The 17,137-nt window shown below is 74.0% G+C and carries 15 protein-coding genes; 5 read left to right on the plus strand and 10 right to left on the minus strand.

What is annotated here, in order from left to right; all coding sequences use genetic code 11:
• Nucleotides 1–160 precede the first annotated feature (160 nt).
• Nucleotides 161–808 carry a hypothetical protein gene (locus ACFVXH_RS27150; protein ID WP_387828031.1) on the minus strand — a complete coding sequence of 216 codons (648 nt, stop codon included), beginning with the start codon at nt 806–808 and terminating at the stop codon, nt 161–163.
• A 93-nt stretch (nt 809–901) separates the two neighbouring features.
• Between ACFVXH_RS27150 and ACFVXH_RS27155 the strand changes: the two genes are divergently transcribed.
• Nucleotides 902–1,537 (plus strand): TetR family transcriptional regulator, encoded by a 636-nt coding sequence (locus ACFVXH_RS27155; protein WP_387828034.1) that lies wholly within the window; start codon nt 902–904, stop codon nt 1,535–1,537.
• A complete protein-coding gene (locus ACFVXH_RS27160; RefSeq protein WP_387828037.1) occupies nt 1,534–2,295 on the plus strand; it encodes a TrmH family RNA methyltransferase in 762 nt (253 codons plus the stop codon). The genes ACFVXH_RS27155 and ACFVXH_RS27160 overlap by 4 nt, the downstream gene beginning before the upstream one ends.
• A 40-nt stretch (nt 2,296–2,335) precedes the next feature.
• On the opposite strand, the gene ACFVXH_RS27165 is transcribed toward ACFVXH_RS27160, so the two are convergent.
• From ACFVXH_RS27165 to ACFVXH_RS27185, 5 genes are all read right to left on the minus strand, one after another.
• Nucleotides 2,336–3,682 carry a peptidoglycan-binding protein gene (locus tag ACFVXH_RS27165; RefSeq protein WP_387828040.1) on the minus strand — a complete coding sequence of 449 codons (1,347 nt, stop codon included), beginning with the start codon at nt 3,680–3,682 and terminating at the stop codon, nt 2,336–2,338.
• A gap of 157 nt (nt 3,683–3,839) precedes the next feature.
• On the minus strand, nt 3,840–4,751 hold the full coding sequence (locus ACFVXH_RS27170) for a pyridoxamine 5'-phosphate oxidase family protein (protein ID WP_387828043.1): 912 nt from the start codon (nt 4,749–4,751) through the stop codon (nt 3,840–3,842).
• Between the two features lie 15 nt (nt 4,752–4,766).
• Complete coding sequence (locus tag ACFVXH_RS27175; RefSeq protein WP_387828046.1) at nt 4,767–5,237, minus strand: VOC family protein; 471 nt, start codon at nt 5,235–5,237, stop codon at nt 4,767–4,769.
• 184 nt (nt 5,238–5,421) lie between these two features.
• Nucleotides 5,422–6,444 (minus strand): hypothetical protein, encoded by a 1,023-nt coding sequence (locus tag ACFVXH_RS27180; protein WP_079272005.1) that lies wholly within the window; start codon nt 6,442–6,444, stop codon nt 5,422–5,424.
• A 315-nt stretch (nt 6,445–6,759) separates the two neighbouring features.
• Nucleotides 6,760–8,916, minus strand: coding sequence for a protease pro-enzyme activation domain-containing protein (locus ACFVXH_RS27185; RefSeq protein ID WP_082345817.1), 2,157 nt, complete (start codon nt 8,914–8,916; stop codon nt 6,760–6,762).
• A 258-nt stretch (nt 8,917–9,174) separates the two neighbouring features.
• On the opposite strand from ACFVXH_RS27185, the gene ACFVXH_RS27190 reads away from it, so the two are divergent.
• Nucleotides 9,175–9,741, plus strand: coding sequence for a CGNR zinc finger domain-containing protein (locus ACFVXH_RS27190; RefSeq protein ID WP_387828050.1), 567 nt, complete (start codon nt 9,175–9,177; stop codon nt 9,739–9,741).
• Nucleotides 9,742–9,801: 60 nt separating this feature from the next.
• On the opposite strand, the gene ACFVXH_RS27195 is transcribed toward ACFVXH_RS27190, so the two are convergent.
• The 3 genes from ACFVXH_RS27195 to ACFVXH_RS27205 all read right to left on the minus strand — a co-directional run bounded on the left by ACFVXH_RS27195 (nt 9,802) and on the right by ACFVXH_RS27205 (nt 14,568).
• Nucleotides 9,802–11,292: an FAD-dependent monooxygenase gene (locus tag ACFVXH_RS27195; RefSeq protein WP_049652814.1), complete on the minus strand. Its 1,491-nt coding sequence runs from the start codon at nt 11,290–11,292 to the stop codon at nt 9,802–9,804.
• 145 nt (nt 11,293–11,437) lie between these two features.
• A complete protein-coding gene (gene paaN, locus ACFVXH_RS27200; protein ID WP_387828053.1) occupies nt 11,438–13,138 on the minus strand; it encodes a phenylacetic acid degradation protein PaaN in 1,701 nt (566 codons plus the stop codon).
• 161 nt (nt 13,139–13,299) lie between these two features.
• The gene (locus ACFVXH_RS27205; RefSeq protein ID WP_387828056.1) at nt 13,300–14,568 is read right to left on the minus strand and encodes a hypothetical protein; all 1,269 of its coding nucleotides are present in this window, start codon (nt 14,566–14,568) and stop codon (nt 13,300–13,302) included.
• A 129-nt stretch (nt 14,569–14,697) separates the two neighbouring features.
• On the opposite strand from ACFVXH_RS27205, the gene ACFVXH_RS27210 reads away from it, so the two are divergent.
• Entirely contained in the window at nt 14,698–15,282 is a 585-nt protein-coding gene (locus ACFVXH_RS27210; RefSeq protein ID WP_049652808.1) for a TetR/AcrR family transcriptional regulator, read from the plus strand.
• A gap of 48 nt (nt 15,283–15,330) precedes the next feature.
• On the opposite strand, the gene ACFVXH_RS27215 is transcribed toward ACFVXH_RS27210, so the two are convergent.
• Nucleotides 15,331–15,792 (minus strand): Lrp/AsnC family transcriptional regulator, encoded by a 462-nt coding sequence (locus ACFVXH_RS27215; protein ID WP_049652805.1) that lies wholly within the window; start codon nt 15,790–15,792, stop codon nt 15,331–15,333.
• Nucleotides 15,793–15,941: 149 nt separating this feature from the next.
• On the opposite strand from ACFVXH_RS27215, the gene pdhA reads away from it, so the two are divergent.
• Nucleotides 15,942–17,084, plus strand: coding sequence for a pyruvate dehydrogenase (acetyl-transferring) E1 component subunit alpha (gene pdhA / locus ACFVXH_RS27220; RefSeq protein WP_049652804.1), 1,143 nt, complete (start codon nt 15,942–15,944; stop codon nt 17,082–17,084).
• Nucleotides 17,085–17,137: the final 53 nt, after the last annotated feature.

The raw sequence follows: 17,137 nt of genomic DNA on the forward strand, positions 1-17,137 counted from the left end.
AAATCACCCGTCACGCCCCTCTCCGCGGCCACCCCCTGCGCCACCCCCTCCCGCAGCGCGTCCCTCTCGCGGGGGGAGGGGCGGGTGGGTGGGGGTGGTGGAGGGGGCCCTGGTGCGGGAGTGGGTGGGCGCGCCCGCTGGGGGTGGGGGTGCGTGGGGGTCAGGCGGCGTGGGCGGCTTGGAGCCAGTTGGTGAACTCGCAGGCGAAGTGCCACTGGTGGCCGGTGGGGAGGAGGTCGGGGGCGGCTTCGGGGAACTGGACGGTGAGGCGGATGCGGAGGCCGTCGGGGGTGTCGGCGAACTCGTGCATGACGTGGAGGACTTCGGTGCCGTCGGCGAGGGTGCCGGTGCCGCCGATGCGGACGGGGAAGGTGGCGTTGCCGGGGGTGTCGTGGAAGTGGAGGAAGAAGCGGGTCGGGGTGGTGCCGAGGGTTTCGATGATCTCGACCTGGTCGCCGGTGGAGTCGGCGAGGTAGTGCTCGGGGTTGGCGGCGAGGAGGGCGGTGCGGTCGCCGGAGTGGAGGCGGGTCTGCCACCAGGTGAGGAAGGTCCGGGCGTCGATGCCGGTGGCGGTGAGTTCGGTGACGGCGGTGCGCCGGCGGCCGGCGGAGGCCTGGGCCCAGGCGGTCAGGGCGGTGTCGGCGGCGGTGGTGTCGGGGGTGAGCAGTTCGCGGGTGCGGGTGTCGCCGAGGCGCTGCTTGAGGAGGTGCAGGGCGGCGCGGGCGCGGTCGAGTTCCCAGGCGAGGACGGCCTCGCGGGGGTGGGGGGTGCCGTCGATCTCGGTGCGGATGGTGAGGCTGGTCGGCATGGTGGCGCTCCTCCGGGAGAGGCGGAGAGTTTTTCTCCGTTTCCGGTGACGCTAGCATAGAGGGAGAGATTTTCTCCGGTTAGGGAGTTGTGGATGAGGGCCGACGCGGAACGCAGCCGGCGCAGGATCCTGGACGCCGCCTGCGAGGTGTTCCTGGAACGGGGCCCGGACGCCCCGTTGGACGCGGTGGTGCGGCGGGCCGGGATCGGCCCGGGCACGCTCTACCGGCGCTTCCCGGACCGGGAGGCGCTGGTCCGCGCGCTGGTCACCGACCTGCTGGCCCGGCTCGGCGAGGCCGCGCAGGAGGCGCGGCGGGTCGAGGCGGACCCTTGGCAGGCGCTGCGCCGCTTCGTGCACGCCGCCGCCGATCTGCGGATGGGGGCGGCGATCGTGGTGCTGCTGGAGCGCCTGGTGGTGGACGAGGAGCTGGTGGCGGTCCGCCGGGGGACCGTGGAGGCCGTCGAGGGGCTGCTGCGCGCCGCGCGGGAGGCCGGGCGGCTGCGCCCCGACGTGGGGATGGGGGACCTGGTGCTGCTCTGCGTCCGGGTGTCCCGTCCGCTGCCCGGCGCCCTGGCGGCGCTGGACGCGGACGGCTCGCTGGTCCACCGGCACCTGGACCTCGCGCTGGCCGGACTGGCCGCCGCCCAGGACGGCCCGCCGGGGCGGGCGCTCGGTTTCGACGAGGTGATCGCCGCGGCTGGGCGCCCGGGGGAGACGATGGCGGAGTGAACAGGACGGACGAGGACGGGCTGGTGCGGGCGTGGCGGGCGGCCGAGCGGGAGCCGGGGGCGGTGCTGCTGGACGGCTTCCACACGCTGAAGCACGCGCTGCGGTTCGGCGGCGACGTGCGGCGGGTGCTGACCGCGGACCGGGCGGCACTGCTGGCGTTGGCGGGTGAGTTGGCGCCGGACGTCGTTCCGGCGCTGGAGGGGCTCGCGGTGGAGCTTCCGGAGGCGGCGCTGCGGGGACTGGTGCCGCGGCTGCACCCGACCGGGGTGGTCGCGCTGGCGGCGCGGCCCGGGGTCGAGGCGAACCGGGCGGTGCTGGGCCGGCTGCCGCGCCGGGCGCCGGTGGTGCTGTTGGAGAACCCGCGCAACCTGGGGAACGTCGGGGCGGTGATCCGGCTCGCGGCGGGCTTCGGCGCCACCGGGGTGGTGACCACCGGGGACCTGGATCCGTGGCACCCGAACGTGCTGCGGGGGAGCGCCGGGCTGCACTTCGCGACCGCGGTGGAGCGGCTGGCCCTGCCGGAGCTGCCGGACGGGCCGCTGTACGTGCTGGACCCGGAGGGCGCGGACATCCGGGACGTGCCGTTCCCGGACGACGCGCTGCTCGCCTTCGGGACGGAGCGGCACGGTGTGTCGGCGGAACTCAAGGACCGCGCCGACCGGTTGGTGGCGGTGCCGATGCGGCCCGGGGTGTCCAGCTTCAACCTGGCGACCAGCGTCGGGATGGGCCTGTTCCACTGGATGTCGGGGAAGCGCTGAGGCGCGGCGCCCGGGTGGGCACCGCGCCTCGGAGGGGGCGTCAGGAGAAGAGCCGGCGCCAGGTGTCGGGGCCCGGGTAGCCGTCGGCCTCGCTGCCGCGCCAGCCCTGGGCCTGCTGGAAGGCCTGGACGGCCCGGCGGTCGCTCTCCGTCCAGCGCGGTCCCGGGCCGACGCTGTACGAGCCGCCGAAGCCCTTGCGGACCAGCTGCTCGCCGAGCCGCCGGATGTGGTCGTTGCTCTGGCCCGGCCCGAAGTACTGCGCGCCGGGGAAGGCGGAGCCCCCGGTGACGGGCGGCGGCGGAGGCGGCAGCGGGGTGCCTCCCCCGCCGCCGATGTTGCGGCCCTTGCCGTTGACCAGGTAGTCCCAGGTGTCCTTGCCGGGGATGCCGTCGGCCTCGGCGCCGCGCCAGCCCTGGGCCTGTTGGAAGGCCTGGGTGGCCTTGCGGTCGGCCTCGCCCCAGCGCGGGCCGGGGCCCTCGGAGTAGAACCCGGCGCCGCCACGCTGCACCAGCAGTTGGCCGAGCCTGGTGACGGACGCGTTGTTGGCGCCGGGGCCGAACTTGTCGGCCCCGGGGAAGGCGGTGGAGGAGGTGCCGCCGCCGTCGTTGCTGCCGGAGGACAGGCCGGTGTAGCGGTACGGGACGTAGGAGCCGGAGTTGTTCCAGTACGCGTACGGGGTGGAGCGCTTCTTGGCGGAGGGGCCGGTCTGCTCGTAGGCGACGTACTTGGTGCGGGAGGAGTCGGCCCAGCCGCCGAAGATCGTGACGTGCGAGCCGGCCTGGGGGTTGGCCGGGTTGTTGTAGATGAGGACGTCGCCGGGCTGGAGGTCGTTCTTGCCGATCCGCTCGGCGAAGTTGGGCAGTGTCCAGGTGGTCTGACTGCTGCCCAGGCCCCAGGCCATCGAGACGAAGCCGGAGCAGTCCTGGCGGTAGCCGTCCGACCAGTAGCGGCTCATGCTGTACGGCACGCCCTGGTCGACCCAGGTCTGGGCGCGCTGGATGATCTGGGCCCGGGTGAGCGGCGCCGCGGCGGCGCGCGGCGCGGCGAAGGTACGGGCGCCGGGGGCCTGGCCGTAGAGGCCGCTGACCTCGCCCTGGGGGGTCTGGGACTGGCTGCTGCTGTTGCCGCCCGGGGTGGGGCCGGGTGCGGGGGCCGCGGTGGCGGTGCCGGCGGCGGCCGCTCCGCCGCTCAGCGCGGTGCCCACGGCGGCCATCAGGACGGCGGCCCGGCGGCGGACGCTGCGGGCGGAGGCGTGTCCGCCTTCGTGGACGGGCGCGGCGTGCAGCCGTGCTCGTCGGCGGGCGTTGCAGCCCCCGCATATGCAGTCCTCCGCCGGTTCGACGTCGTCGAACTCGATGAGCGGGGACAGGGGGTCGGTCAGGGTCATGCTCCGCCTCTTTCCCGGACTATTCCGCGTGTTATCCGGACCAAAGTCCCAAAGCGGGCGCGATGAGTCACGGTGGGTTAGGCCGAACGGGTGAGACCCGTTCGGCTCCCGGGCGTGGCGTGGGTCGGGCGGAGGGTCTAGGCGAAGTGAGGCGGGGTCAGCGCGGGATGGCGGGCGAGTACTCCGGGTCGGTCCAGGTCAGCGGGGTGGCGTCGGCCAGTTCGAGCACGCCGGTGACGGTCAGTTCGACCATCCGCTCGGCGCCCGGGACGCCCTGCCGGGCCTCCTCGGACCAGTCGGTGCGGGCCTCGCCGGTGACGAGCAGCGCCCCGCCGGTCTCCCAGTCGGGCAGCAGCAGGCCGGCTCGCGGGTCCAGCTCCAGGTTCCCGAGCGTCAGGAACATGCTGTTGCCCGGGTACTCGGGCCAGCGCAGTCGGTCCGGCGCCACCGGCTCCAGGAAGCCGGGGAAGCCGCCGCGGTGGGAGGCGTCCACGCTGCCGTCCGGGCCGGTGCTGGCGATGAAGAAGGTGTCCGCGGTGGCCGCCGCCAGCCGCTGGGCGGTGGTCAGCACCGGTCCGGCGGCGACCGTACGGGGCGGGCCGGCGGCCGGGCGGTCCGTCGGGGTGCGGCGCTGGATGTACTTCGGGCAGTTGGCGACCACCTCGTCGGCGTGCACCCGCAGTCCGCCCCGGCCGTCCGGGAGGGAGCGGCCGTTGAGCCGCATCCGGCGCCGGCCGGCCGGGTCCAGCGCGATCGTGCCGACCCGGGCGGGGCCGGCCAGTGCCTCGGCGAGGGGGTCGGCCCCGGCCGGGAGGGCGGCGACGGCCATGGTCCGTTCGTCCGGGGCGGTGAGGAAGCCCGCCGGGCCGGCCAGCTGGGTGGCCCAGACCCGGCCGTCCCGGTCGGCGGCGCCGAGGACCAGCATCCGGCGCTCGGCCAGGAAGCGGGCGGCGACCGCCGGGACGGTGCGGCGGATCGACCGGCCGGCGTGGTCGGCCCGCTCGGTCCGGCCGGCCCGGGCCTGGGCGGCCCGCTCGCCGGGGTGGTACGGCGTGCTGGTGGTGGTCATGGCCGGGCCCGGTTCCTAGAAGAACCCGCAGGTCGGGGCGGTGGCGGTGGGGGCGGCGGCCGCGGTCCCGGCCACGCCGGTGCGGGTGTAGACCTCCAGCCGGATGCCGTCCGGGTCGGTGAAGAAGATGCCGCCGGAGGCCGAACCCTCGCTGTGCGGGACGACGCCGTCGTAGGCGAACTCGGCGCCGAGTTCGCGCAGCAGCCGCTCGGTGGCGCGGACCTCGTCGAGGCTCTCGACCTCGAAGGAGAGGTGGTGCAGGCCGGGGTTGCCGGGGGCGAAGCGGCCCGCGCTCTGCTGCCAGAGCGTCACCACCAGGCGGCCGTCGCGGCCGAGGAAGGCGTAGCGGCGGTCGGGGTCGGTGCCCTCGGCGGTGACGTCGAGGCCGAACACGGCGCGGTAGAAGGCGATCGAGCGGGCCAGGTCGGTGACGTTCAGGCCCACGTGGCCGGTCTGCAGGGTGCGGAGCTGGGCGGTGCTGGACATGCCTGGTCACTCCCGGAGGCTTCGGCTGCCGGTGAGGCAGCTGCCTAACCGGTATTCACGAGAGTAGGAGTTAGGTGATGCAGCGTCAACCAGTGCAGGGGGTCGGGAGGGTCAGCTCTTCGGGCGGGCATGCGAAAGACCCGCCGGACCGTGAGGTCCGGCGGGTCTCGAAGGAGCGGAAGGGCTACGCCCACTCCCAGCGGATGCCGATGTGGCCCGGCTGCTGGTCCGGGGCCAGGACGTGGGCGCTCGCCGAGGCGCCGATCCACAGCTGCTCGCGGCGGTGGTCGACGTCGGCCCCCGGCTCGCGGTCGTAGCGCTCGCAGTGCGCCGGGACGGCCGCCGGGTCGAAGTGCACCTGGAGCACGTACTCGCGCACCGGGGTGGCGAAGCGGCGGCTGTACTCCGTGGTCGGGCCGCCGGGCGGGATCTCCACCTCGTACTCGAAGACCGTGCTGTCGCCGAGGCCGAGCGGGCGGTCCAGCATCAGCTCGCCGACGATCAGCCCGGCCTCCGGGCGGCGGCGCACCCGGCCCAGCCGGCCGTGCCGCACCGCGGTGATCTCCGGGCAGCCGGCCGCCTCCTCGTCGGCCATGTGCACCACCAGGCAGCGGCCGACGCCGCCGACCGTGGCGCGCACCACCTGGCGCATCCGCAGCAGGTTGCCGCGCCGCTCGGCGTCCACGTAGTAGGAGTCGTGGATGCTCAGGCGCTCCAGCTCGCCGGCCGGCGGGGCGTTCAGCTCGGCGAAGATGTTGGCGATCTCCTGCTCGCCCGGCCAGACGTCCTCCAGCCCGAGGTGGCAGGTGTTGGCCGCGGCGGCCCAGCGGCCGCGCGGGCGCGGCGGGCCGAGCAGCGAGGAGAGCGCGCTGTGCGGCAGCCCGAGCAGCTCCTCCAGCAGGTGGACGGCGCGCAGCGAGCTGGCCCGCTCGGGCTGGCTGCGGCCGCGCCGCCAGTAGCTCAGGGTCGTCACGCTGACCCTGACGCCGCGCCCGGCGAGGGCGGCGCGGATGCGGTCCAGGCTGAGGCCGCTGGCCTCGATCGCCAGGTGGAGGGTGTCCGCGAAGCCGCCGACCGGGGCGAGCCGGCCGGGGGGCGGTCCGGGGGTGGCGGGAGTCGGGCCGGGCGGCCCGGGCGGGCCCGGGCGCTCCGTGTGCGACCCGACCAGCCGCAGCCGCGCGGCGTCCTGAGGTTGCTGTGCGGCCATACGGTGACCCTCCCCACCAGGTGAGTTCGGCGGGACCGGGTCGGCGCCGGGGCGCGCCGCCAGCGGCTTCACCGAGCTTTGGGGAACCCTATGCACGGTCGAGAGGCTACGTCATCAGTCGTGCGTATGACAGTGGTCACGGCAGGTGGACCGAAGGGTTATCGATCTTGAAACAGTCCGGAAACACGGGCCGCTGACCGGGGCCCGACCGGGCCGGCGGACGGCTCCGGCAGGGCCCGGGACGGACACCGCCGGGGCGGGCCCTGACGGCTCCGCCCCGGCGGGGATCGGGTGGTGCGGTGGTGCGGCCGGTGGTCAGCCGACGTTCAGCGCGACGTCGTCGATCACGAAGCTGGTCTGCAGCGAGGAGTCCTCGGTGCCGGTGAACTTGACGGTCACGGTCTGGCCCGCGAAGGAGGTCAGGTCCAGGGTGCGCTGGACGTAGCCGGCGGCGGCGTCCACGTTGGAGTAGGTCGCCAGCGTGGTGCTGTTGGCCTGGACGGTCAGCTTGTCGTACGCGGTGGTGCCGGTCTCCGCGGTGTCGACGTGCAGCCAGAAGGTCAGCTTGGCGGAGGCGCAGCCGGCCGGGATCGAGACGGTCTGCGACAGGGTGTCGGTGTGGGCCGAGCCGTAGCCGTCCAGCCAGGCCTTCCAGCTGCCCGAGTGGGCGGCCTCGGAGGAGCTGTTGCTGACCACGCCGCTGGAGGCGGTCCACGGGGAGGCGGTGCCGCTCTCGAAGCCGCCGTTGGCGACCAGCTGGGCGGCGGTGCAGCCGCCGGACGGCGGGGTGGTGCCGCCGCCGAGCAGGGCGGTGGTCAGCGCGTCGGCGACCGGGGAGCCCCAGCCGGTGACCTGGTCGTAGCCGGCCTTGGCGGAGAAGTCCTGGTTGGCGCCGGTGGTCACGTCGTGGAAGGTGCTGCCGTAGCCGCTGCCGTTGGCCACCGAGTACAGCCGCGGGCTCGCCTCGCCGAGGACGGCCTGGCCGGCGGCCTTGGCCTTCTGGTTGAACTGGGCCGCGTAGCCGGACCAGAGCGGCGCGGCCGCGCTGGTGCCGCCGTAGACCTGCCAGGCGCCGGCGGTGTAGATCGCGAAGCCGCTCTGCGGGTCGGCGTTGGAGGAGACGTCCGGGACGGTGCGCATGGTGCCGCTGACACCGGTGCCGGTCTGCCAGCTCGGCTTGGCGAACACGGTGGAGACGCCGCCGCCGGCGGTGCTCCAGGCGCTCTCCGAGGAGTAGGCGTTGCCGCTGGAGACCTTGAGGTTGGTGCCGCCGACGCCGGTCTGGTGCGGGCTGGACGCCGGGAAGTCGACCGCCTTCACGCCGGAGCCGCTGGTGGAGCGGGTGCAGTCGCGGGAGCCGTCGTCGCCGGAGGCGGAGAAGATCGAGATGCCCTGGGCGGCGGCCTGCTTGAAGGCGTTGTCGACCGCGGTCATCGAGGCGGCGGTGGTGTCCGGCTCGCAGGAGCCCCAGGAGATCGAGACCACCGAGACCCTGTTGTCGGTCACGATCTTGTTGGCCATGTCGATCTCGCCCTGGTCGCTGTTGGGCGCCTCGTAGACCAGCTGGGTGGCCTTGGGCGCCGCGCCGCGGACGATCTCGCTGTCCAGCTCGACCTCGCCCTGGCCCTGGCCGGGGGCGGAGTCGTAGTTGGCGCCGTCCACCGAGACGGTGGAGACGGCCGGGCCGGACAGGCCGTACTGGGAGTCGTAGGTGGTCAGGTTCGAGGACTGGTAGCCGTCGAACTCCCACAGCGCGACCGTGGTGCCGGTGCCGTCCGCGCCGGTCTTGTTGAGGTTGTACGCACCGGTGTACTGGGCCGGGGCCATGCCGCTCGGGCTCGCGCTCGCCGTGTTCGGGGTGACCGAGTTCGGGGTGGCCAGGCGGTTCTTGCGCACCGCGTGGTTGTCCAGGCCGCTGACGCCCTGGACCACGGAGGCCAGGTCGGACGGGATCGAGGCGGCCGCGTCGTTGGCGAAGAAGGCGCGCTGGAGCTGCGGGTCGAGGTACGCGCTCTCGTGCGTCCCGAAGGCCTGGGAGACCTGGGCGGCGGTGCCGCGGGCGTTGACCACCTGGCGGTTGGCGCTCACGTCGGAGACGGTCAGGCCCTGCTGGGCCAGGTACGTCCGGACCTGGTCGACGGCGGCCTGGGTCGGGCCGAACCGCGCGGTGAACTGCTCCGGCGTCAGGTAGTGGCCGTACTCCGGGGCGCCCGGGGTGGTGACGGCGGTCAGGAAGCGGTCCAGGGCGTCGGTGTCGCGCAGCTTCAGGCTGACGGACACCGAGATCTGCTGCGCGGCCGGGACGTCACCCTTCTTCTCCGAGTGGGCCACCGCCGGGTTCACGGTGTTCGGCAGGGCGACGCGCGGGGAGGCGTTGGGAGTGGCGGCCTGCGCGGTGGAGACACCGAGCGAGACGGCGGTCAGCGGCAGCACGGCTATCGCCGCGGCGAGGGCAAGGGAGCGGGGACGCAACGGATCCTCCTCCAGCCGGCTGTGGGGGGCCGGCAAGGGACCAGGCGTTCAGGGGGGTCGAGAACGCTGGCTCGAACATGACAGAACCCGTGTGCGAATTGGCTCATGGCCGGGCAATTCGTTGCTAAAAAACAGTCAACTGTGGAGGGCCCCCAACTCGGCGGTTCCATACAGTGAATGACCGTGGTTCCGGGGTCGGTCCAGACCAGTCCGGGCGGAAGGGGCGGACGTAGAATCGGACCGATCCGAGGGAGAGCGATGACTGACGTGCAGCCGGACCCGAGGGACCCGCGACCGCTGATCGGTGAGCCGCTCGCGCTGGACCTGCTCAACACGCGCTGGGCCGGAACGCCCGTCAACGACCTGCTCGCCGAACCGGACGGCTACCCGATCTGGCTCTCCTCGGCCGGCCTAGCGGACCGCTGCCGGGCCGCCGGGTCGGGGCTCGCGGCCCTGCGGGAGACCCGTGAGGTGATCGCCGAGGCCGTCCAGGAGCTGTGTGGGCAGGGGCAGTTGGGGCCGGAGACGGTGGCCCGGCTGAACGGTGTGCTGGGCCACGGGCGGCTGCGCCGGGAGCTCGGCCCGCAGGGGCCGACCGCGCACGTCGAGGTGGACCGGCCCGAGTGGCTGGCCTCCTGGCTGGCGGCGGACGACTTCCTGGACCTGCTGGACCGGGGCGCCCAGCGGATCAAGCAGTGCGCGCACGAGGCGTGCGTCCTGTACTTCTTCGACACCTCGCAGAACGGCCGCCGGCGGTGGTGCCGGATGGCGGTGTGCGGGAACCGGGCGAAGGCGGCGCGGCACTATGTGAAGGCCCGGGGCTGAGCGGCCGGCGAACGCCGGGCCGGGCGGGCGCGCGGGGATCGCGGGCCCGCCCGGGGGTGGTCAGGCCGGGGCGCCGAGCCAGTCGGTGAGGGCGGCGCGCAGCTCGCCCTGGCCGGGGTCGACGGCGGCCCAGGCGACGTAGCCGTCCGGGCGGATCAGCAGGACGGTGTCGCGCAGCTTGCCGTGCGGGTCGGCGGGGGCGGCGGAGACCATGCGGTCGGCCCAGGGCTCGGCGGCGGCCAGCTCGTCATTGCTGACCAGGACGAACGTCCCGGCGCGCAGCGCCTCGTAGAGCCGCTCGGGCGCGGCCGGGGCGCCCTCGGCGGGCTTGCTCAGGGCGGTCAGCCGCAGGTCCGGGACGCGCTTGCCGACCTGCGGGTGGGCGTCCTTGGGCGCGGGGTAGGAGATGCCGATGCCGGAGACCAGCCGGGCGCCGCGCTCGGTGACCGGGTCGAGGTGGCCGCCCAGCGCGGTGAGCGCGCCGCGCAGGGCGCGGGTGGGGGCGGACTCGGCGAGGGCCAGCCGGATCAGCGCGCCGGAGGTGCGCAGCACCGTCTTGCCGACCGGGTGCCGCTCGGTCTGGTAGGTGTCCAGGAGGGCGTCGGTGGCATGGCCCCGGAGTGCCGCGGCGAGCTTCCAGGAGAGGTTGGCGGCGTCCTGGAGGCCGGTGTTCATGCCCTGGCCGCCGGCCGGGGAGTGGCAGTGCGCGGCGTCGCCGGCCAGGAAGACCCGGCCGGAGCGGTAGTTGGGGGCCTGCCGCTCGTCGCTGTGGAAGGTGGAGCTCCAGCGCACCTCGTGCAGGCCGTAGTCCTCGCCGAGGATGGCCCGGACGAGGGCGGTGAGCTGCTCGGCGGAGGGGGTGGTGCCGTCCGGGTACCGCTCCTCGCGGTCCCAGGCGATGATCCGGAACCAGCCGTCGCCGAACGGGGCGATGAAGGCGAAGCCGGCCTGGTTGGCGCCGACGGTGATCGCCTGGGCGGGCTCGCGGTCCAGCCGGACGTCGGCCAGCACCACCGAGTCGACCACCGACTCCCCGGGGAACGGGATGCCCAGCAGGTCGCGGACGGTGGAGTGGACGCCGTCGGTGGCGACCGCGTACGCGGCGCGGTGGCTCTGCCCGTCCCGGGTCTCCAGGGTCACGCCCTCGGCGTCCTGGCGCAGCCCGGTGACCTCGGCGCCGCGCAGGACGGTCGCGCCGGCCTTCTCGGCGCGGTCCAGCAGCAGCCGTTCGACGTTGTACTGCGGGGTGATCAGCACGAACGGGAAGCGGGTGGGCAGCGCGGCGAGGTCGATGCCGAAGCGGTCGAACATCCTCAGCTCGGCGAGCGGGCGGCCGGTGGCGATCAGCTCCTCGGCCAGGCCCCGGGCGTCCAGCAGCTCCAGGCTGCGGGCGTGCACGGCGAAGGCCCGGGTGAGGTTGGACTCGGCGGCGCGCTTCTCCAGTACCGTGACGCCGACTCCGGCGGCGGCGAGGTCGCCGGCCAGCAGCAGTCCGGTCGGTCCGGCGCCGACGATCAGGACGTCGGTTTCGGTCGTCGGCTTCACGGCCATGTATCAGCTCCCGTTGTTCGGAGGGCGGTCGTACGCCGTTCCCGGCGTTCTCCCAGCCTCCATCATCGCGGGCGCCGTCGGAGCTGTGAACCGCCGGGCCCCGGCGGTGGGTGACCGCCGGGGCCCGGTGACGGGGGTGAACGGCTCAGGCGTGCCGGCGGATCTCCACCGTGCGGAACCGGTTGGCGACGAACGCACCGTCGCAGTAGGCCGAGTTGGCGGCCGGGTTGGCCCCGGTGCCGTGCAGGTCCGAGAAGGCGGCGGTCTGGTTGGGGAAGACGCCGCCGGTCAGGTTGAGCGAGAGCGAGACGCCGGAGTCCAGCGCGGCCTCGACCAGCAGCGCCTCCACCTCGGGCGAGGTGGTGTAGCCGGAGGCCGTCATGGCGCCCTTCTCGCGGACCGTGGTGCGCAGCAACTCGACGGCGGCGGCGGTGGATTCGACGGCGACGGCGAAGGAGACCGGGCCGAAGCACTCGCTGCGGAAGACCGCGCGGTCGTCCGGCTTGTCGGCGTCCAGCTTGACCAGCGCGGGGGTGCGGACGGTCGCGCCGGGGAAGTCCGGGGAGGTCACCGCGCGCGGGGCGAGGGCGAGTTCGCCGTACTCGCCGCCGGCCGCGGCGGCCGAGCGCTGGAGCACCCCGGGGTTGACCACGGCGCCGAGGATCGCCGCGGCGCGGGCGTCGTCGGAGAGCAGGCCCTCGATGGCGCCGGCCAGGTCGGTGACCACCTGGTCGTAGGACTTGTCGCCCTGGTCGGTGGCGATGCCGCCGCGCGGGATCAGCACGTTCTGCGGGGTGGTGCACATCTGGCCGCTGTAGAGGGAGAGCGCGAAGGCCAGGTTGCCCAGCATGCCCTTGTAGTCGTCGGTGGAGTCGATGACGACGGCGTTCACGCCGGCCTTCTCGGTGTACACCTGCGCCTGCTTGGCGTGCTCCTCCAGCCAGTCGCCGAAGGCGGTGGAGCCGGTGTAGTCGATCAGCCTGACCTCGGGGCGGACCGCGAGGGCGGCGGCGACGGTGCCGCCCTCGTGCTCGGCGGCCAGGACGACCAGGTTCGGGTCGAAGCCGGCCTCGGCGAGCACCTCGCGGGCGACGGCGACGGTCAGCGCGAGCGGCAGGACGGCCCGCGGGTGCGGCTTGACCAGGACGGGGTTGCCGGTGGCCAGCGAGGCGAACAGGCCCGGGTAGCCGTTCCAGGTGGGGAAGGTGTTGCAGCCGATCAGCAGCGCGAGGCCGCGCGGGACGACGGTGAACTCCTTGGTCATCACCAGCGGGTCGCGCTTGCCCTGCGGCTTGGTCCAGCCGGCCTGCTTCGGCAGCCGGGTCTGCTCGGCGTACGCGTAGGCGACCGCCTCCAGGCCGCGGTCCTGGGCGTGCGGGCCGCCGGCCTGGAAGGCCATGCCGTAGGCCTGGCCGGTGGTGTGCATGACGGCCTGGGCGAACTCGTGGGAGCGGGCGTTGATCCGGTGCAGGATCTCCAGGCAGACGGCGGCGCGCTCCAGCGGGGTCGCGGCGGCCCAGCCGGGGCGGGCGGCGGTGAGCGCGGCGATCAGCGCGTCCGGGTCGGCGTGCGGGTAGGTGATGCCCAGCTCGACGCCGTACGGGGAGGCCTCGCCGCCGACCTGGTCGCCGTCGGTGGGGTGGCCTTCGAGGGTGAAGGGCCTGCCGAGCAGGGCGTCGAAGGCGGCCTTGCCGTCCGCCGGCCCGCTCTCGCCGTACGCCTTGGGGAACTCGGGGTAGGGCGACCAGTAGTCGCGCTCGGCGGCGGCGGCGAGCGCGGCGTCCAGGGTGGCCTGGTGGCGCTCGACCAGCTCGCTGACGAGGGGGTGGGTGACCGCTGCGGACATCTGTGCGCTCCTCGGAGGGCCTCGGAAAGCAGGACGGGACACGTCACAGAGTAACCGAACGATCGGTCGGGCCACGAGGGTGTGGTGGGAGGAATCCACCGGGAAACGCGCGGGGGCGCGTCCGTGGCGGACGCGCCCCCGGGGGCTCGGGTGGTCCGGGTCTACGGCACGCCCAGCTCGAAGATGACGTACCCGGCGTACCAGCCGGAGGCGACCGCGCCGGTGCCCAGGACGGTGGCCAGCACCGGCAGGCTCAGCTTGCGCATCCCCACCGCCAGCGCGATGAACAGCGGGAACGCGGGCAGCAGGTAGCGGGAGACGTTGCCGAAGATGCCCAGGCTGCCGAGCACCGAGACGATCGTGGCCAGCGTGTAGGCGGTCAGCACCAGCGGCGGGCGCAGCCGGACCAGCAGCACGATCAGCATCGGCAGGCTGAGCACGATCAGGGTGGCGAACAGGTCCGGTATCGGGAAGGCGAAGGGGTAGTCGCTGCGGCCCAGCAGCACCCCGCGGATCGCGTGCCAGGTGCCCTGGCCCCAGTCGAAGTAGTGCAGCCAGGCGTCGTGCTGCAGCCGGAAGTAGCCGCCCCACTCGCCGGTCCGCCAGCCCACCCAGCCCACGTAGCCGAGCAGGCCGAGCGGGGCCAGCAGCATCGCGGCCAGCGGGCGCAGGACGCCGCTCTCGCGGCGGTACAGCTCGACCAGCGCGGCCAGGCCGACCGCGCCGATCAGCGCCGCGGAGGTCGGCCGGTTGAGCCCGGCGACCAGGGTGATCACCCCGGCCGCGACCCACTGCTTCGTCATCACGCAGTAGCAGGCCCAGGCGGCCAGCGCGACGAAGAGGGAGTCCGAGTAGACCGCCCACTCGGCGCCGGAACCCGGGGCGATCGCCCAGATGCCGGCCGCGATCACACCGGAGCGGGCGTCGCCGGTCAGCTTCTCCACCACGGCGTAGATGCCGGCCGCGGCGAACAGCGAGGCCACCACCGAGACCAGCATCCCGGCGCCGTACAGGCCGAGGCCGGTGACGTCCGAGGCCATCCGCATCAGGCCGGGGTAGAGCGGGAAGAACGCGGCCGAGTTCTGCTCGACGCTGAAGCCGACCGGGCCGTTCGGTATCGGGACGAGCGCCGGGTGGTAGCCGAACCGAGCCACCTGCTGGTACCACCAGCCGTCCCAGGTGGCCACCACGTCCCAGGGGTTGGCGCCGCCGCCGAACCGGGCCGGCTTCTTGGCGTACTCCCCGGAGAAGGAGAGCAGCTTCATGAAGACGGTGAAGCCGATCAGCTTCAGCACCGCGTAGCACCACACCGCCGGTCCGAAGCGGACCACCAGGGCCCGGCCGCGCTCCTGCCAGGCGCGCGCGGGTCCCTCCGGCTCCTCGCTGCGCTTCTCTGGCACGTCGGAGGCGACTGCCGGTATTGCGTTCATGTCCCCAGCCTTGGACGTGGACGGATCGTCCGCAGAGTCTAGGGCCTGACCCCGTCGGCGTCCCTTGGTTGGTGTGGACCAGTCGGACCCGCTCGCGTGACGGGGGTGACGGCCGGGGATACTCGGAGGATGGCCGATCACACCACGCGCACCGCCTACACCGTGGAGTCACTGCTCGCGGTGACCGTCGACGTGTTCAACGAGCGCGGCTACGACGGCACCTCGATGGAGGACCTGTCCCGGGCGGCCGGGATCTCCAAGTCCTCCATCTACCACCACGTGCGCGGCAAGGAGGAGCTGCTGCGGCTGGCGGTCGGCCGGGCGCTGGACGGGCTGTTCGCGATCCTCGCCGAGCCCGAGGCGGTCGCGGGCCCGGCGGTGGAGCGGCTGGAGCACGTGGTGCGCCGCACCGCCGAGGTGCTGCTGGACGAGCTGCCGTACGTGACGCTGCTGCTGCGGGTGCGCGGCAACACGGCCACCGAGCAGTGGGCGCTGGAGCGCCGGCGGGACTTCGACCACCAGGTCGCCGAGCTGCTGCGGGCGGCGGTCGCGGACGGCGCGCTGCGCGCGGACGTGGAGCCGCGGCTGGCCACCCGGCTGCTGTTCGGGATGATCAACTCGATCGTGGAGTGGTACCGGCCGGGGCTCAAGGCCGCCGACGGGGTCGCGGACGCGGTGGTCCACCTGGCCTTCGACGGGCTGCGGGCGCGCTGACCGGTCCTTCCCCCGGGCCCGGGCCCCGCCCTCGAGGCGGAGCCCTCCTCAGAGCGGCGGCACCTGATCGGTCTCCTCGAAGACCAGCATGGTGCGGGTGCCGAGCACCTGCGGGATGGACTGGATGCTGCCCAGCACCAGCTCCCGCAGGGCCTTGTTGTCGGCGGTGTGCACCAGCAGCAGGACGTCGAAGTCCCCGCCGACCAGCGCGATGTGTGCCACCCCGGGCAGCTCCAGCAGCTGCTCGCGCACCGTCCGCCAGGAGTTCTGGACGATTTTCAGGGTGACGTACGCCGACGCGGCCTGACCGGCCCGTTCGTGGTCCACCCTGGCGGTGAAGCCGCGGATGATGCCGTCCTCGACCATCCTGGAGATCCGGGCGTACGCGTTGGCCCGGGACACGTGCACCCGCTCGGCCACCGAGCGGATGGAGGCGCGACCGTCCTGCTGCAGCAGCCGCAGGATCGACCGGTCGACCCGGTCGAGTCTGGACATCTGTTCAGCCGACATGACCCCCCACCCCCACCGATTGGACGCACTGCCACCAGTCGACCGCCGTACAGGCCGAATGTCCACCACCTTGTCACGCTTCTGGTCAAGATGAACAGACGACCGAACAATCGGTAGGGAGCCCCCGCAACCCCTGGAGGTGCCCCGAGATGACCGTTCTCGACCACAGACACCACGCGGGTGTACCCGGTTGGCTGCCCGGGGCCACCGCCCCGCGCACCGATCCGGCACCCCTCCTCCCGGACCCCTCCCCCGTCCGGGCGATCGGCACCCCCGCGCTGGAGAAGTACGACCCCGCCCTGCTGCGCGAGCTGTACCGCCGCCTGGTCGTCGGCCGCCGGTACAACCAGCAGGCCACCACCCTGACCAAGCAGGGCCGGCTCGCCGTCTACCCGGCGTCCACCGGCCAGGAGGCCTGCCAGGTCGCCGCCGCGCTGGTGCTCGGCGAGCACGACTGGCTCTTCCCCAGCTACCGCGACACCCTCGCCGTGGTCTCCCGGGGCGTCGACCCGCTGGAGGCGCTGACCCTGCTGCGCGGCAGCGCCCACACCGGCTACGACCCGCGGGCCAGCCGCACCGCCCCGCTCTGCACCCCGCTCGCCACCCAGGCCCCGCACGCCGTCGGGCTGGCGCACGCCGCCCGGCTGCGCGGCGAGCCGGTGGTCGCGCTGGCGATGCTCGGCGACGGCGGCACCAGCGAGGGCGACTTCCACGAGGCGCTGAACTTCGCGGCCGTGCTGGACGCCCCGGTGGTCTTCCTGGTGCAGAACAACGGCTACGCGATCTCCGTGCCGCTCAGCGCGCAGTCCGCCGCGCCGAGCCTGGCCCACAAGGCCGTCGGCTACGGGATGCCGGGCCGGCTGGTGGACGGCAACGACGCGCCCGCCGTGCACTCGGTGCTGACCGAGGCGGTCGAGCGGGCCCGGGCCGGCGGCGGCCCGACCCTGGTCGAGGCGCTGACCTACCGGATCGACGCCCACACCAACGCCGACGACGCCACCCGCTACCGCACCGAGCCCGAGGTGGCCGCCTGGCGCGAGCACGACCCGATCCTGCTGATGGAGCGGGCGCTGCGCGGACTCGGCGTGCTGGACGACCGCCTGGTGCGGGAGGCGGCCGACGAGGCGGAGGCGCTGGCGGCCCGGATGCGGGCGGAGTTCCACACCGACCCGGAGCTGGACCCGATGTCGCTGTTCGCCCATGTCTACGCCGAGCCGACCCCGCAACTGCGCGAGCAGGCCGCCCAGTTGGCCGCCGAGCTGGCCGCCGAGGCGGAGGTGGCGGACCGATGAGCACGGCCCACCCGTCGCCCACCCCCACCCTTGGCGGAGCCTCTGCGCGGCGC

This window comes from Kitasatospora sp. NPDC058184, assembly GCF_042883725.1.
In the GTDB taxonomy this organism is placed as follows: Bacteria; Actinomycetota; Actinomycetes; order Streptomycetales; family Streptomycetaceae; genus Kitasatospora.

Excerpts from the sequence above, each read along its gene's own strand:
- ACFVXH_RS27190 (WP_387828050.1), top strand. The coding sequence starts at position 9,175 with ATGACTGACGTGCAGCCGGACCCGAGGGACCCGCGACCGCTGATCGGT.
- ACFVXH_RS27180 (WP_079272005.1), bottom strand. The coding sequence starts at position 6,444 with ATGGCCGCACAGCAACCTCAGGACGCCGCGCGGCTGCGGCTGGTCGGG.
- ACFVXH_RS27210 (WP_049652808.1), top strand. The coding sequence starts at position 14,698 with ATGGCCGATCACACCACGCGCACCGCCTACACCGTGGAGTCACTGCTC.
- paaN (WP_387828053.1), bottom strand. The coding sequence starts at position 13,138 with ATGTCCGCAGCGGTCACCCACCCCCTCGTCAGCGAGCTGGTCGAGCGC.
- ACFVXH_RS27215 (WP_049652805.1), bottom strand. The coding sequence starts at position 15,792 with ATGTCGGCTGAACAGATGTCCAGACTCGACCGGGTCGACCGGTCGATC.
- ACFVXH_RS27165 (WP_387828040.1), bottom strand. The coding sequence starts at position 3,682 with ATGACCCTGACCGACCCCCTGTCCCCGCTCATCGAGTTCGACGACGTC.
- pdhA (WP_049652804.1), top strand. The coding sequence starts at position 15,942 with ATGACCGTTCTCGACCACAGACACCACGCGGGTGTACCCGGTTGGCTG.
- ACFVXH_RS27155 (WP_387828034.1), top strand. The coding sequence starts at position 902 with ATGAGGGCCGACGCGGAACGCAGCCGGCGCAGGATCCTGGACGCCGCC.
- ACFVXH_RS27170 (WP_387828043.1), bottom strand. The coding sequence starts at position 4,751 with ATGACCACCACCAGCACGCCGTACCACCCCGGCGAGCGGGCCGCCCAG.
- ACFVXH_RS27175 (WP_387828046.1), bottom strand. The coding sequence starts at position 5,237 with ATGTCCAGCACCGCCCAGCTCCGCACCCTGCAGACCGGCCACGTGGGC.
- ACFVXH_RS27195 (WP_049652814.1), bottom strand. The coding sequence starts at position 11,292 with ATGGCCGTGAAGCCGACGACCGAAACCGACGTCCTGATCGTCGGCGCC.
- ACFVXH_RS27150 (WP_387828031.1), bottom strand. The coding sequence starts at position 808 with ATGCCGACCAGCCTCACCATCCGCACCGAGATCGACGGCACCCCCCAC.
- ACFVXH_RS27205 (WP_387828056.1), bottom strand. The coding sequence starts at position 14,568 with ATGAACGCAATACCGGCAGTCGCCTCCGACGTGCCAGAGAAGCGCAGC.